A 14486-nucleotide genomic window follows, 5' to 3' on the forward strand; every position below is an offset into this window, starting at 1 on the left:
AACCGCTTTGTAAAGACGTATGTAATGATCACTAAGAAAATACTTTTTAAATATAACAAAGTTTTCAAATATATTTTTTGGTTTCTTTGGGATTTCTTTAGGGTCAGACTCCCGCTAAACGGCTTCCTAAAATTGGAATACAAGCCACTGTATTGAGAATACGAGCGGGGCTGGTCTAAAAAATAAAACAGGATGGGAGAACTTTCCCGTCCTGTTTTATGCTTTTTCGCAAATAAATTGCCGCCATTCTCAAATAAATCTCCGCTACTTTTCAACTATATATCTTAGAAAATCCAATGAATCTAAAAAGACGATAATAATAACAAGTGGAACAACATATCGCATCAATAAATACCACACAGTAAAAATTAGATGGAATCCTTTTGACCCTTGAATCAGTTCACTTCTTAATAAATCTTTCTTCATTTTATAAGAAACAAAAATAGAAATGAGGAATGCGCCAGTAGGCATTAAAACATTGCTGACAAGAAAGTCTGCACTGTCGAAAATGCTTTTTCCGAAAAATGTAATATCAGAAAGCGTGCTAAACGAAAGGGCTGACGGGATCCCAACTAAGAAAATCGCGGCTCCCATGATCCAAGAAATCGCACTTCTACCTTTTCCCTTTTTACTCGTAATCGCAGCTACAACGATTTCAAGCATTGAAAACGCCGATGTTAATGTTGCAAATAAGAATAAAGCAAGGAACAGCAGCAAAAACCAATCGCCAAAAAGAATTTGGTCAAAAACGGAAGGTAAAACGATAAACAAAAGCCCAGGTCCTGCTGTTGGCTCAAAACCTAGAGAAAACACTGCCGGAAATATCGCCAGTCCTGCAAGAAGAGAAATAAATAGATTCATTATCACAACGGATAAAGCTGGTTGTAGCAAGTTTTCTTTTTTAGATAAGTAAGAGCTATAGGTAACCATGACGGATACCCCCACACTTAATGAGAAAAACGATTGCCCCATTGCATAAAGAACACTTTCTGACGTTAAGCTTGAAAAATCAGGCTTTAAAAAGAAGCTTACCCCATCCATTGCGTTATTCAATGTAAGCGAGCGGAATATTAAGATGATAAATAATATAAACAAAGCGGGCATCATGATTTTACTTATTTTCTCAATTCCAGCCTGCACGCCTCTCGCAACGACAATGATTGTAATCATTAGAAAGATGCCTTGAGCAATCACAACTTGAAGCGGATTAGATACAGTAGCTCCAAACAGTGCTTCATAATCAACGCCTTCAGACACTCCAATTAAATCCTTTACATTATAATACAAATACTGAATAATCCAGCCGCCGATAACACTATAAAAGGATAATAACAGAAAGCATGTAAAAACGCCTAAATAGCCAATCCAATGCCATTTTGACCTAGGGGCAATCGCTTTATATGCGGAAATTGCCTCTTTTCCAGTGCTGCGTCCAATGACGAATTCACCTAATAGCAGCGGAAAACCGATAAGCAGGGAAAAAATCAAAAATAATAAAATAAAGGCACCGCCTCCGCTCACCCCTGTGACGTACGGAAGCTTCCAAATCGCGCCGAGCCCGATTGCCGAACCGGCAGAAGCTAAAATAAATCCTATTTTCGAAGACCATTGTTCATCTTGCTGCATCATGCTTCCTCCTGAAATCAAAATCTGATTAAAAATAAGTGCTAATTAACATAAGAGTCTTCGTTCGAAGATAAGGAAAATTCCGAGTATTAACTCTGATTTTTTTCCGAGAAAACAAAAAAGCCACAGCTTCATAAAAGGGACGTGAATATTTCACGCGGTACCACCCTTTTTGAAAGCATGTGACTTTCCACTCAACATGTTAACGGAATGACCGTTTTACCGCCAGTCAAGACAGTAAAAAAGCTCCAAGCTGAAATTCATCTTATCTTTGTGTTAGTTTTCACCAGCCACTAACTCTCTTAAAACAGGGAAATAAGACTTAATTAATTCTCTTCATAGCTTTACTAATATAATAATTTAAGTTTAAGTGAGATTATAGTATGCCCGTGTATATATGTCAACAAGAATATTTTAAATTACTTTTTTCCAACCGCTATAGAGATCTCTTTAAAGTCCATTGCCATTTCGGTATTGGAAAAAATAGCTTCCGATTCTTGAACTAATCTCAGCCAATCCTTTCGATCATATCGCGAGCTGATATGTGTTAGGCAAAGCTTTTTTGCGCATGCTGATTTTGCAACCTCTGCTGCCTGTGTCGTTGTGGAATGATAATATTCATAGGCAAGATGCTCCTCTCCCGCAGAAAAGGTTGCTTCGTGAATGAGCATATCTGCCCCTTTAGCCAATTCAATAGCCGCCTCACATTTTCGAGTATCTCCAAGGATTGTCACGATTCTGCCCTTTTGCACTGGTCCTAAAAATTCAGATGGATGAATAACACGGCCATCATCAAGAACAACCTGCTCCCCATTTTTGATCCTTTTATAAAGAGGTCCTGGCTTTATGCCTGCCTCTAGGAGCTTCTCCGCCAGTAGGGTTCCAGGTCTATCCTTTTCCACAATTCTATAACCATATGAAGGAATTCCATGCTCAAGGAGCCGGGCTTCAACGAAAAATTCCTCGTCTTCAAAAATGACCCCTTCTTCAATTTCAATAATCGCTAGAGGATATTTTAAATAAGTTTGGCTAATGGCTAAGGATACTTCCACATATTCCTTAATACCCTTTGGTCCATATAAGGTTACCTCTGATTCCCCGCCTTGAAAGGAGCGGCTCGAAAGCAAACCAGGCAGACCGTAAATATGATCGCCGTGAAGGTGGGTAATAAAGATTTTTTCAATTCTTCGCGGTTTAATTGATGTATGTAAAATTTGGTGCTGAGTAGCTTCCCCACAATCAAATAGCCAAATTGATCCTCGTTCCTCCAGTAGCTTTAACGCAATAGAGGTTACATTTCTCGCCTTAGCAGGCATCCCGGCCCCTGTCCCTAAGAAAAAAACATCCATAAATATTCTCCTTTTTCAGTTCAACTCATTATTTTTTACTATACCATATCCTTTCCAATGGATAGCAACTAGCGAAATCTCTCTACCCTTTTTCTTGATCTGAATGTGTAGAGAAATCATGAAGAAAATCCTTATTAAAGCTAGTTTCTGTTCCAATCCCTTGCTGTTGTTTTTTTATTTCTGGCATGCCGGCTGCAGTGTCAATAATCTGTGAACCATATTTTTCACGCAAATTGGTTAGGGCCTCGAATAGTGGTTCCTTCTTTGCTTCCAGTTCATAATTAAAAAGATCCAGTTGTTTAACTGCTTCATTATGTTCCACTAATTCCATGCCGGTAACTCCCAACAGCCTTACAGGGTCGCCATTCCAATGTTTTAAGAATAATTGCTTTGCGGCTGCAAAAATATCTTCGCTTTTTTGAATCGGGTTTGGCAGCTTTTTGCTTCTTGTCACTGTTTTTCTATCCTTATAACGAATCATGATACTTAAAGCAGCGGTAAGAACCTTTTTTCTTTTGAGCCGAGTGGAAACTGTTCCTGCAAGATCCTCTATTACATGAAGCAGCTCTTGCTGATTGGAGTAGTCTCTTGGCAGTGTAGTAGAATTCCCAACACTTTTGAATTCAGAAGCAGCTTCTGGATCGACCATTCTTCGATCTATCCCATTTGCCCTTTCCTTTAAACGAAGACCATTAATCCCGAGTGCCGATTTAAGCTGGATATCATTTGCAGCTGCTAGATCTCCAATAGTATGAATATGAAGACTCCGCAATTTTTCTCCCGTTTTCCTTCCGACACCATGCATGCTTTCAACTTCCAAAGGCCAAAGAATATTAGGAACATCTCTTTTCCTTAAAACTGTAATTCCCATTGGCTTTTTCATATCGGAAGCTGTTTTTGCCAAAAACTTATTTGGCGCAATCCCAATACTGCAAGGCAAATCAAGCTGCTGGAAAATCTGCTTTTGGATTTTCTCCGCAATTTCGGGCGGTGTTCCGTGCTCATAGCTATTCGTAATATCAACATATCCTTCATCAATCGAAACGGGTTCAACAAGATCAGAATATTCATTAAGGATCTCAAACATCCCGATGGAAGCGGCACGATATCTATCAAAATTCGGCTTTTTAACAATGAGCTGCGGGCATAGCTTTTTCGCCTCCCAGAGCGGCATAGTTGTTCGAACACCAAAGCTTCTTGCCTCGTAGCTGCATGTTACAATGATCCCTCTCCTTTCGGCGGGATTCCCTGCGATTGCAAGCGGCTTCCCTTTTAATGTGGGATCGTATGCCATTTCGACTGATGCATAAAAACTATTCATATCAACATGTAAAATGACTCGGCCATTTTTCGGATACATTTGTTTCATGCTGACACTTCCCTTTACTTATTCTGCTATTATTTTACCAAATCAATAAGGCTCCTTTCATCTTGCAAGGATAATAAAAAAAACAGAGGATGGCCATTCATCCCCTGTTTGAAAATATTATGTAACTTTCTGTGATTTCATAAAATCTTGAATTTGCTTGATTCCTTCTAATGATTGAACCATTTGCGAAGGGTCTATTAAGGTAATAATGCGAGAATCTAAATTAGCAACACCCGTAAAATAGGTTGTTTTTTTGTATGCGATAAGCCCAAGCTGCTTTAATTTATCAGGCGGAATATCAATGATTTCCTTGGCATCCTTGACAATTACTCCGATTGACAGATCATTTGTCTGCAATACAATAATCTTTGTTGTTTCATTTGGCGATGTAGGCTGATTGTATAGAACTCTTTCAAAATCGATAACAGGAATCAGATCTCCTCTTACTTTAAAAATTCCATTCACATATTCAGGCAGATGAGGGATCGGCGTAATTCCTTCTATTTTTTCTATTGAAATGACAAATCGGATTGGAATCGCATATTCTTCATTTCCAACTTGAAACACAACAACTTTATTCGTCTCTTCCAAATGCAACCCCTCCTCGTGTAGCGGATAATTTCCCCTATGTATATATTACTAAAGGGAAGAAGTTTTTTGAAGGATATATTCTTAATAATTAATTAAAATTTCCTATTTATTAATTGCAGAGCGATTAAATTTTTTCAAAAGGCGGCCAAATGACTTCCTATCCTCGTCAGGCCAACTTTCAATTACTTCAGACACCCTCTCCATTCGTGCCTCTTTATATTGAAACAATTCTTTTTTCCCTAAATCGGTAATTTGAAGGAAATAAGCCCTCCCGTCTAATGGATCAGGAATTCTAATTACATATTCTTTTTTCTCAAGCGATGCTGTTTGTCTGCTTACAGTTGATATATCTAGCTGGAACTCTTCTGCCAATACTTTTACACCAGCAGATCCATTATGGGCATTTATTTGATGCAATAATAAATAGGCTGAACGATCAAGATTACCAAGTTTCTTATGATTTGAAAATGATGTGGTCCGCCGGATTAGGATTGCCAATTCAAGTTCAATGGTTTCCAATTCTTGCTCATCCATTTTTACTACCTCGCAATAACTAATAATCTGTACTAATTATATCATAAGCTATTTTCATTTCTAAAAAATTGAAAGCTTTTGCTTAGGACAATATTGACACTTTGAAAAATAGTTGTATAATACAATAATATAGTTTCATAATACAACTATTTATATTCATCGGCAAGCTAATAAAAACTTGTTTTTTACGAAATTATAAAATAAAGGGAGAGATGTGAGAATGTCATCAATAACTCAATCAGCTTCTACGGCAAAAGCAGAAGGGGAAAAGACGAGTCTTCTTAAACAACCAAAATCTGTTTGGGCAGTCTTCTTTGCCTGTATTATTGCCTTTATGGGAATTGGGCTAGTTGATCCCATTTTACCTGCGATTGCTAAGAACTTAAATGCCACACCAAGTGAAGTTTCCCTTCTATTTACTAGCTATAATGCTGTCATGGCGGTCGCAATGCTCATTACTGGCATGATTTCGTCCAGACTTGGCATTAAATGGACGTTGCTTACTGGAATTATCATTATTGCCATATTTTCAGCACTTGGCGGATTTTCAAACGGAATTTGGGAGCTAGTTGGGCTACGGGGAGGCTGGGGTCTTGGAAATGCCCTCTTTGTTGCAACAGCATTAGCAGCCATCGTATCCCTTTCAACGAGCGGTACTGCAAATGCCATTATTTTATATGAGGCAGCAATTGGACTTGGTATTTCTGTAGGGCCACTTATTGGCGGCTGGCTCGGCGGCATGTCGTGGAGAGGTCCTTTCTTTGGGGTAGCTGTGTTAATGATTATTGCCTTTATTGGCCTCATTACGTTGATGCCGAAGCCAAAAACAATTAGCGCTGCCCGTCCAAAGACGTCTTTAATGGATCCATTTCGCGCCTTGAAGCATCGCTCCCTATTTGTTTTTGGGATCACTGCCATGCTGTATAACTTCGGATTCTTCACCCTTTTGGCTTTTGCACCATTTGTCATGGGTCTTGACGAACATGGACTTGGCCTAGTATTCCTTGGATGGGGGATCTTGCTTGCAGTTACCTCTGTTTTTATGGCGCCAAAGCTGCAGAAGCAATTTGGAACAGTCAAATCTATGTGTGCGATGCTAATTTTATTTGCCCTCGTTTTATTCATTATGGGAATATGGACATCCACTCAATGGGTAGTGATTGCTGCAGTTATTTGTGCTGGAGCCTTATTAGGAAATAATAACACTTTGATCACAACAGCTGTCATGAATTCAGCGCCAGTCGAACGGTCAACGGCTTCTGCAGCATATAGCTTCCTCCGCTTTATTGGAGGCGCAATCGCTCCATTCTTTGCTGGAAAATTAGCAGAATGGTTTAACCCTCATATCCCGTTTATTGTAGGGGCAGTATTTGTGCTCATATCCGTGCTGTTCATTTGGGCTAATAGCAAGCATGTTATCCATGTCGATCAAATGGAATCTAGTCATTAATGGATCAGCCAATTATTACTAAGGCTGTTTACAAACTCACAATTTGTCAGTCAGATTGAAGGATTTATCAACAATAAGAAAAGCAGTGAATTTCACAACGAAATTTCACTGCTTTTTTATTAATTTCATGCCTTAAATCACAGTCTAATTAAGCCGCAACTTCCTCAATGATGGCAATCACCATTTCCGCCAATTTATTCAATTCCTCGATTGGCATACGCTCATTAGTCGTGTGAATTTCTTCATATCCGACAGCAAGGTTGACTGTTGGGATACCAAAACCAGCAATGACATTTGCATCGCTGCCTCCACCGCTTTTCAATAACTCACAGCTTCGGCCGATTTTTGCCGCAGCCTTCCTGGCAACTTCGACAACATGATCGCCTTCTCCAAATTTAAAGCCCGGGTACATTACTTTAATTTCAACGTCTGCTTTTCCACCCATTTCTTCAGCAGCACTTTCGAATGCTTCCTTCATTTTACGGACCTGCACTTCCATTTTTTCATTTACTAAAGAGCGGGCCTCGGCTAAAATATCCACGCGGTCGCATACGATATTGGTTTGAGTTCCACCTTCAAAACGGCCAATATTGGCAGTCGTTTCCTCGTCAATACGGCCTAAAGGCATTCTTGAAATCGCTTTTGCAGCAATTGTGATAGCTGAAACCCCTTTTTCAGGAGCAACGCCAGCGTGAGCTGTTTTACCATGAATGGTCGCCATCATCTTTGCTTGTGTTGGTGCAGCAACAATAATGTTTCCAACCTTGCCATCGCTGTCAAGCGCGTAGCCATACTTTGCTGTCATAAATGATGGATCAAGGGCCTTTGCACCAACTAGGCCAGATTCTTCCCCAGCTGTAATGATAAATTGGATGGTGCCATGTGGGATGCTTTGTTCTTTAAGAACTTTAATGATTTCGAGCATGACAGCAAGTCCTGTTTTATCATCTGCTCCAAGTATGGTTGTACCATCTGAAACAACATAGCCGTCCTTAATGGATGGTTTAACCCCTTTAGCCGGAACAACTGTATCCATATGAGAGGTGAAATAGATCGTGTCTACTCCCTCTTTTGTTCCTTGAAGCGTGCAAATCAAATTGCCTGCCCCGTGACCTGTCTGTGCTGTAGTATCATCTTCAAAAACCTCTATACCTAAATCAGAAAATTTTTGTTTTAATACCTCTGCAATTTCTGCTTCAAATTTTGTTTCTGAATCTATTTGGACTAGCTCTAAAAATTCATTAAGTAAACGTTCCTGATTAATCATTCTTTTTTCCTCCAATTTACGTTAAGTATCTGTCTATTATAAATTGTACAATTCCAATTTTAAAGCGGAATGTTCCCGTGTTTCTTCTTCGGTCTGGATTCTTGCTTATTTCGCAGCATTTCGAGAGCTTGAATGAGTTTGATTCTTGTTTCACGAGGGTCAATGACATCATCGACCATTCCTCTGCTTGCCGCAACATATGGATTAGCAAATTTTTCACGGTATTCTTCAATTTTTTGCGCTCTAGTTGTCTCCGGATCTTCACTGTTTTGAATTTCCCGGGCGAAAATAATATTTGCCGCCCCTTGAGGCCCCATCACTGCAACCTCTGCATTCGGCCAAGCAAAAACAAGATCAGCACCAATCGCTTTACTATTCAAAGCCACATATGCCCCGCCAAACGCCTTTCGCAATATGACGGTTAGCTTTGGAACAGTTGCTTCAGAATAAGCGTATAAAATTTTAGCACCATGGCGGATAATTCCCCCATGCTCTTGTTTAACACCAGGGAAAAATCCCGTTACATCCTCAAAAGTGATAATCGGAATATTAAAGGAATCACAGAAACGAATAAATCTCGCTGCCTTATCAGAAGAATCGATATCAAGACCGCCCGCCATAAATTTCGGCTGATTGCAGACAAGACCAACGACTTCACCCTTAATTCTCGCTAAGCCAACGACAATGTTCTTTGCAAAGTCTTGATGAATCTCCATAAAGGAAGTCTTATCAACCACCTGCTCTATAACCTTCCGTACATCATAAGGACGTACTGCATCGAACGGGATGACATCTGTTAAATCCGGACGATAATCGTCTTCATTGTCTGCATGCAGCATAGGTGGCTTTTCCTCATTATTTTGCGGCAAATAGCTTAATAAATGGCGAACCTGATCGATGACTTCCGCCTCTGTTTTGCCTTTAAAATGCGCATTGCCGCTAATCGTATTATGTACGTTTGCTCCGCCTAAATCCTCAGCAGATATTTTCTCACCAGTAACTGTTTCAATTACTTTAGGTCCTGTAATAAACATTTGGCTCGTATTTTCAACCATGAAAACAAAGTCAGTGATCGCAGGCGAATAGACTGCTCCACCTGCACACGGTCCCATGATGACGGAGATTTGCGGAATCACACCAGAATAAATCGAATTTCGGTAAAAGATATGGCCATATCCATCTAATGACACAACACCTTCTTGAATTCTCGCACCGCCAGAATCATTCAAACCAACAAATGGCGCCCCATTTTTTGCAGCTAAATCCATCACATTGGCAATTTTCTTCGCATGCATCTCACCAAGTGCTCCTCCGAAAACCGTGAAATCCTGGGAAAATAGAAAAATCGGTCTGCCATTAACTTTTCCATACCCAGTTACAACCCCATCTCCTGGCCCCTTCTGTCCATCCAGTCCAAAATCCGTACAGCGATGTTCAATAAACGGATTTAGCTCAACGAAAGTCCCTGGATCCACTAGTAAATCAATTCGCTCTCTTGCCGTTAGCTTCCCCTTCTCATGCTGCTTTGCAATTCTTTCATCCCCCCCGCCAAGTTCAATTTCTCTTCGGCGGTCATATAATTCGTTAATCTTTTCATAGATGTCTGCCATGGTCCTTATTCATCCTTTCCTTTCGCAAAATTCATAAAGCACTTTTCCTGTAGATTTTGGATGCATAAATGCAATCTGTGCTCCACCTGCACCCATTTTTGGGGCATCATTCAGCATGGAAATTCCCTTTTCTTTCATTTCATTAATCCGATCCTGGATGGATTCCACACCTAATGCAACATGATGAAGACCTTCTCCACGATGCTCGATAAATTTTGCGACAGCGCTTTCAGGATTAGTAGGCTCCAATAGCTCGAGCTTCGTATCTCCGGCTTTAAGGAAAGCAACTTTAAGCATTTCACTTTCCACCTCTTCAACGCCAAGCAGAGGAAGCTTTAGAATGTCCGTATAAAAAGGCAATGCCTTCTCAAGTGATCGAACTGCAATTCCGATATGATCAACCTTTTTAATCATATGTTCCCCTCCAATTGCTATCCTTCTAAAATTATAATCTTTTCTATACTAAAGTGAAACATCAATCATGAATAGGATTCCTTTTCTCAAGCCGAGAAGTTGCATTAAAACAGTCATATTATGTATTCTCTAAATATGTCGAAAAATCCTTTCTAAATCGAGCGGTTGTTCATTTTGATTTTTCCTAGTAAAATGTAAGTAGGAGAAAATAGATTAAAGGGGGAATTCTTTTGTCTAATAAAAAAGCACGTAAGATCATCGTTTATTTAATGATTTTTGCAATGCTGGCATCTTCATTGTTTGTTGGAGCCTCGATGTTTTTCTAGTAGATTTTAAAAAGCAGTGGATTAGAAATCCACTGCTTTTTTTATTGGATCGCCCCATAGGAACGCCCAATATCTTCAAAATGATTCGGAGAGGAAACAATTAATATTTTCGTACCAACTGGAACCAAATCATATAATGATTCGACTGCTTCATTTTGCAGGCGGATACAGCCTTGAGAAACATATTTTCCAATGGATGCTGGATTATTTGTGCCATGGATTCCATAAATTCTCCCATCGGTTTCCGCTGCATCAAATCCTATCCACCTTGATCCTAGAGGATTATCAGGATCACCGCCCTTAATATCATTTTTCCGATAATAAGGATCTTTCGCCTTTACCGTAATCGTAAAAAAACCTTCAGGTGTTAAATCTTCTGTCTTGCCTGTTGCTGCAGCGATCACTGTTTGAACTTTATTGTCATGAATAAAAGCTATTTCATTCGTTTTTTTATTGACAATAATAAAAGGGTCACCAGGCAATGGATTTTCTCCTAACGGCCAAATGGGCGAAAATGCCAGTGCTATTAGCATGGAAGAAATAAGCTTAAACATGTGATCACCAACCTTTTAAAGGATAGTTTTCACTTTAATCATTATTAACATGCATCTTTCTTCCAATTGGCAGCTCCTTCGTTGTACTTTTGATCAATAAATACTCTTCCATTTCTCGCGTAAATTGAAAAAGAGCCGCTCTAGCTTCGAATTCGATCCTCGTTTTTGGCAACTCCATGATCTTAAATGATTCATTCATTTCATAAAGCTTGTCTAAAAATATTTGGGCAGTATTTCCCGGGTGAATATTTTTTGATAACTCCTCAATAAAATCAGCAACCATTTCTCCTTGTTCAACAGTATGCGAAATGGAGGTAGCAATTGGCAAAACCCGTTCAATAATTTCGAACTGTTTTTCCCGCATTTTAAAATAATGATAAAAAATATTTTCATTGCGAAGTAGATGATTTTCTACATCCCTGTAGGAAAGGGCCTCAGCTTCCTCAATCAGCCTCGCAGTCTCCGTGATTTCGAGCCCGTCCCAGTCACTCTCATTTACACGCAGATAGATTACAATTTCTTCGAATATCCGTTTAAAATTTTCTTCAATCTGCACTTGATATTCACCTAGCTTCTGATCCAAGCTTGGCATAAAAAGATTTGCAATCAGCGCAACACCTATCCCTATGGTAATAATCCCAATTTCATTAAGAATGATTTCTGTCGTTACCTGCCCTGCGGCATAAATATGTAAAATAATCACACTGCTTGTCACAATTCCATCACTAATCTTAAGCATGACAGTAATTGGAATAAAAAATAGCAGCAAAAGACCAATCATTAATGGGTGATAAGCAATTCCTTCAAAAATCAATCCTGATAAAAGCATGGCGATAAGACAGGCAAAAAAACGGTCTAATGATGCCCTTAGTGACATCTTTTTTGTAGGTTTTATACAAAGAATGGTAATAATTCCAGCTGCAGCGAAATTAGTAAAACCAAATATTTGTGCTAAGATGATGGCAGCAGTTGTACCAATCGCTGTTTTAATCGTTCGATAGCCGATACGAAACTTCATAGTTTGTTAGCTCCTAGTCAAATCCTTTATATGCGAATAATTATAAGCTTCATAACAAATTATGTCCAAAAAAAAGAAGATGATCAAATAGAAATCATCTTCTTTTTTATTCGTAATTTCCTTATTAACATATTTTCCTACATGATTTACAGAACTTTTTGCAAGAAATCCTGAGCACGTGCGGATTTAGGATTAGCAAAGAATTCATTTGGCGGGGCATCCTCCACTAGCACCCCTCCATCAAGAAATAGAACTCGATCAGCAACCTCTTTAGCAAATCCCATTTCATGAGTAACAATCGCCATAGTCATTCCAGTATGTGCTAACGACTTCATAACATCCAACACCTCTTTGACCATTTCAGGGTCAAGCGCTGAGGTTGGTTCATCAAATAGCATGACATCTGGCTGCATGGCTAAGGCTCTAGCTATCGCTACCCGCTGCTTCTGTCCCCCAGATAATCGATTTGGGTATTCAGAAGCCTTTTCAGAAAGCCCCACTTTCGCTAATAACTCAAGACCAATTTTATCAGCTTCCTGCTTTGAAAGGCCTTTAACCGTCATAGGCGCATATGTTAAGTTTTGAAGCACCGTTTTATGAGGGAATAGATGAAAATGCTGAAAGACCATCCCAACATTTTGACGAACCTTCATAATATTTGTTTTCTTATTTGTAATATCCTGATCCCCGATCCAAATCTGACCAGCTGTTGGCTTCTCCAGAAAATTAATACAGCGAAGAAAAGTTGATTTTCCAGAGCCTGATGGGCCAATAATGGCCACAACTTCCCCATCCTTTATCGTTGTTGAAATTCCCTTCAGCACTTCAAGCTTACCGTACTGTTTATATAAATTTTCAACCTTAATCACTGCGTCTCATCCTCCTTTCGACTGCTTTTCCAAGGAATGTTAAAGTAATAACCATTAAATAGTAAATGAGACCAGCTAATAGCAATGGTTCAATAAAGCGGAACTTGTCGGCACCGACCTGATAAGCCCTGCGCATAATATCCATTACGCCAATCGTTGTTACAATAGCAGATTCCTTTGTTAGAGTAATAAATTCATTCATAAGTGCTGGCAAAATGTTCTTTAAAGCCTGCGGTAAAATGATATTCAGCATCATCTTGCTGTATGGGACTCCAAGTGCTTTCGCTGCCTCGCTTTGTCCTTTATCAACAGCAAGAATCCCTGCCCGAATAATTTCGGAAATATAGGCAGCAGAATTCATCCCAAATGCTAGAACAGCGGCAAAATATGGTTCAATTTGATAACCAAAAATTTGCGGTGATCCAAAGTAAATAATCATTAATTGCAGCACTAAAGGCGTACCACGGAAAATAGAAGTATATAGATCTGCAAACCATAACAGCGGTTTAATGGAGCTAATCTTAAAAAGTGATAATATAATTCCTAGAACAAACCCTAATAATGCAGCTAAACCTACTATTTGGAGTGTTACGGTTATTCCCTTTAAAATATATGGAAGGGAAGGGAGAATGGAAGAAAAATCAAAATTCATCCGAATGCTCAGTCCTCTCTCAATCAGCTAAACCAAAAGGGCAAAAACGTTCAGAAGCCCGATTACTTCTGAACGTTTATCGCCACTTAAGCCATATTATTTCTCTTCAAACCATTTTTTAATAATCGCATCTACTTCGCCATTATCAATCATTTCTTTTAATACATTGTTAAATTCTGCTGTTAGCTCGCTGTTTTTAGGCAATGCAATTGCATATCCGCCATCTGCATCTTCAACAGTAAACCCTTCGATGTCAGCGTTATTATCTAAGTAACCTTTAGCAACTGTATCTTCAATAATTGCTGCATCTAAACGGCCAGCTTTAATTTCTTGAATCAATTCAGGAATACGGTTGCGGTTTTCCACAGACATTTCCACTGTTTCAGCTAACTCTTTAGCTTTCTCTTCTTGAATGGATCCTAATTGAGCACCAATCTTTTTGCCTTTAAGATCCTCTACCTTCGTAATTCCACTATCTTTTTTAGAAACTATCATATGCTTTGATGTATAGTATATTTCACTAAAATCTACACTTTTCTTTCTTTCTTCTGTTGCAGACATCGCTGCCATAACGAAATCAACTTGACCAGATTGCAGAGCTTGAATTAAACCGCCAAAATCCATATCACGAACTTCAAATTCATAACCTAATTTTTCTGTTACAGCTTTTGCAATATCAATATCGACTCCAATAATGTCATCGCCTTTAGCTGTATCGATGTATTCAAACGGAGCATAATCTCCTGATGTCCCCATGATTAATGTCTTCTTGTCAGATTCCTTTTTCTCTGATCCATTTGATGAAGGCTCTTCACTTGTTCCACATGCAGCAAGTAAGCCCATTAATAGAATACTAA

Annotated in this window: 15 protein-coding genes and 1 other annotated feature; of the genes, 2 read left to right on the plus strand and 13 right to left on the minus strand. The window is 39.1% G+C overall.

The features are described from left to right. Positions 1-264: 264 nt before the first annotated feature. The 5 genes from V7122_RS16360 to V7122_RS16380 all read right to left on the minus strand — a co-directional run bounded on the left by V7122_RS16360 (position 265) and on the right by V7122_RS16380 (position 5469). Positions 265-1626, minus strand: a complete 1362-nt coding sequence (locus V7122_RS16360; RefSeq protein ID WP_335347722.1) for a sodium-dependent transporter — start codon at positions 1624-1626, stop codon at positions 265-267. Between the two features lie 135 nt (positions 1627-1761). Then, positions 1762-1975: a binding site (T-box leader), on the minus strand. A 70-nt stretch (positions 1976-2045) separates the two neighbouring features. Continuing rightward, on the minus strand, positions 2046-2975 hold the full coding sequence (gene rnz / locus V7122_RS16365) for a ribonuclease Z (RefSeq protein ID WP_335347720.1): 930 nt from the start codon (positions 2973-2975) through the stop codon (positions 2046-2048). Between the two features lie 82 nt (positions 2976-3057). Then, positions 3058-4344: a DNA polymerase IV gene (locus tag V7122_RS16370; protein WP_335527586.1), complete on the minus strand. Its 1287-nt coding sequence runs from the start codon at positions 4342-4344 to the stop codon at positions 3058-3060. A gap of 117 nt (positions 4345-4461) precedes the next feature. Beyond that, positions 4462-4935: a chemotaxis protein CheW gene (locus tag V7122_RS16375; protein ID WP_335347718.1), complete on the minus strand. Its 474-nt coding sequence runs from the start codon at positions 4933-4935 to the stop codon at positions 4462-4464. A gap of 102 nt (positions 4936-5037) precedes the next feature. Then, entirely contained in the window at positions 5038-5469 is a 432-nt protein-coding gene (locus V7122_RS16380; RefSeq protein ID WP_335347717.1) for a MarR family winged helix-turn-helix transcriptional regulator, read from the minus strand. A 220-nt stretch (positions 5470-5689) separates the two neighbouring features. On the opposite strand from V7122_RS16380, the gene V7122_RS16385 reads away from it, so the two are divergent. Beyond that, positions 5690-6919, plus strand: coding sequence for an MFS transporter (locus V7122_RS16385; protein ID WP_335347716.1), 1230 nt, complete (start codon positions 5690-5692; stop codon positions 6917-6919). 148 nt (positions 6920-7067) lie between these two features. On the opposite strand, the gene V7122_RS16390 is transcribed toward V7122_RS16385, so the two are convergent. The 3 genes from V7122_RS16390 to mce are packed head-to-tail and all read right to left on the minus strand — an operon-like array spanning position 7068 to position 10210. Further along, positions 7068-8186 (minus strand): tripeptidase T, encoded by a 1119-nt coding sequence (locus V7122_RS16390; RefSeq protein ID WP_335355259.1) that lies wholly within the window; start codon positions 8184-8186, stop codon positions 7068-7070. A 59-nt stretch (positions 8187-8245) separates the two neighbouring features. Further along, positions 8246-9796, minus strand: a complete 1551-nt coding sequence (locus tag V7122_RS16395) for an acyl-CoA carboxylase subunit beta (RefSeq protein ID WP_335347714.1) — start codon at positions 9794-9796, stop codon at positions 8246-8248. A 9-nt stretch (positions 9797-9805) separates the two neighbouring features. Beyond that, a complete protein-coding gene (mce, locus tag V7122_RS16400; RefSeq protein ID WP_335347713.1) occupies positions 9806-10210 on the minus strand; it encodes a methylmalonyl-CoA epimerase in 405 nt (134 codons plus the stop codon). Between the two features lie 230 nt (positions 10211-10440). Here mce and prli42 point away from each other — a divergent pair, with 230 nt between their 5' ends. Continuing rightward, a complete protein-coding gene (gene prli42, locus V7122_RS16405; RefSeq protein WP_315665429.1) occupies positions 10441-10536 on the plus strand; it encodes a stressosome-associated protein Prli42 in 96 nt (31 codons plus the stop codon). A 41-nt stretch (positions 10537-10577) separates the two neighbouring features. Here prli42 and V7122_RS16410 read toward each other — a convergent pair whose 3' ends face one another. The 5 genes from V7122_RS16410 to V7122_RS16430 form a co-directional block, all read right to left on the minus strand. Continuing rightward, entirely contained in the window at positions 10578-11090 is a 513-nt protein-coding gene (locus V7122_RS16410; RefSeq protein ID WP_335355261.1) for a L,D-transpeptidase, read from the minus strand. Positions 11091-11124: 34 nt separating this feature from the next. Continuing rightward, complete coding sequence (locus V7122_RS16415) at positions 11125-12108, minus strand: aromatic acid exporter family protein (RefSeq protein WP_335355262.1); 984 nt, start codon at positions 12106-12108, stop codon at positions 11125-11127. A 146-nt stretch (positions 12109-12254) separates the two neighbouring features. After that, on the minus strand, positions 12255-12977 hold the full coding sequence (locus tag V7122_RS16420) for an amino acid ABC transporter ATP-binding protein (RefSeq protein ID WP_335527590.1): 723 nt from the start codon (positions 12975-12977) through the stop codon (positions 12255-12257). After that, positions 12970-13629, minus strand: a complete 660-nt coding sequence (locus V7122_RS16425) for an amino acid ABC transporter permease (RefSeq protein WP_335347710.1) — start codon at positions 13627-13629, stop codon at positions 12970-12972. Before V7122_RS16425 ends, V7122_RS16420 begins: the two co-directional genes overlap by 8 nt. A gap of 96 nt (positions 13630-13725) precedes the next feature. Continuing rightward, positions 13726-14481, minus strand: a complete 756-nt coding sequence (locus V7122_RS16430) for a transporter substrate-binding domain-containing protein (protein WP_438824791.1) — start codon at positions 14479-14481, stop codon at positions 13726-13728. Positions 14482-14486 lie beyond the last annotated feature (5 nt).

This window comes from Bacillus sp. JJ1532, from assembly GCF_036965085.1.
GTDB lineage: Bacteria > Bacillota > Bacilli > Bacillales > Cytobacillaceae > Cytobacillus.

Bases quoted from the DNA above. Each gene is read 5' to 3' on its own strand.
- V7122_RS16425 (WP_335347710.1), bottom strand. From the start codon at position 13,629: ATGAATTTTGATTTTTCTTCCATTCTCCCTTCCCTTCCATATATTTTA.
- V7122_RS16380 (WP_335347717.1), bottom strand. From the start codon at position 5,469: ATGGATGAGCAAGAATTGGAAACCATTGAACTTGAATTGGCAATCCTA.
- V7122_RS16385 (WP_335347716.1), top strand. From the start codon at position 5,690: ATGTCATCAATAACTCAATCAGCTTCTACGGCAAAAGCAGAAGGGGAA.
- rnz (WP_335347720.1), bottom strand. From the start codon at position 2,975: ATGGATGTTTTTTTCTTAGGGACAGGGGCCGGGATGCCTGCTAAGGCG.
- V7122_RS16370 (WP_335527586.1), bottom strand. From the start codon at position 4,344: ATGAAACAAATGTATCCGAAAAATGGCCGAGTCATTTTACATGTTGAT.
- V7122_RS16410 (WP_335355261.1), bottom strand. From the start codon at position 11,090: ATGTTTAAGCTTATTTCTTCCATGCTAATAGCACTGGCATTTTCGCCC.
- V7122_RS16415 (WP_335355262.1), bottom strand. From the start codon at position 12,108: ATGAAGTTTCGTATCGGCTATCGAACGATTAAAACAGCGATTGGTACA.
- V7122_RS16360 (WP_335347722.1), bottom strand. From the start codon at position 1,626: ATGCAGCAAGATGAACAATGGTCTTCGAAAATAGGATTTATTTTAGCT.
- V7122_RS16390 (WP_335355259.1), bottom strand. From the start codon at position 8,186: ATGATTAATCAGGAACGTTTACTTAATGAATTTTTAGAGCTAGTCCAA.
- mce (WP_335347713.1), bottom strand. From the start codon at position 10,210: ATGATTAAAAAGGTTGATCATATCGGAATTGCAGTTCGATCACTTGAG.
- V7122_RS16395 (WP_335347714.1), bottom strand. From the start codon at position 9,796: ATGGCAGACATCTATGAAAAGATTAACGAATTATATGACCGCCGAAGA.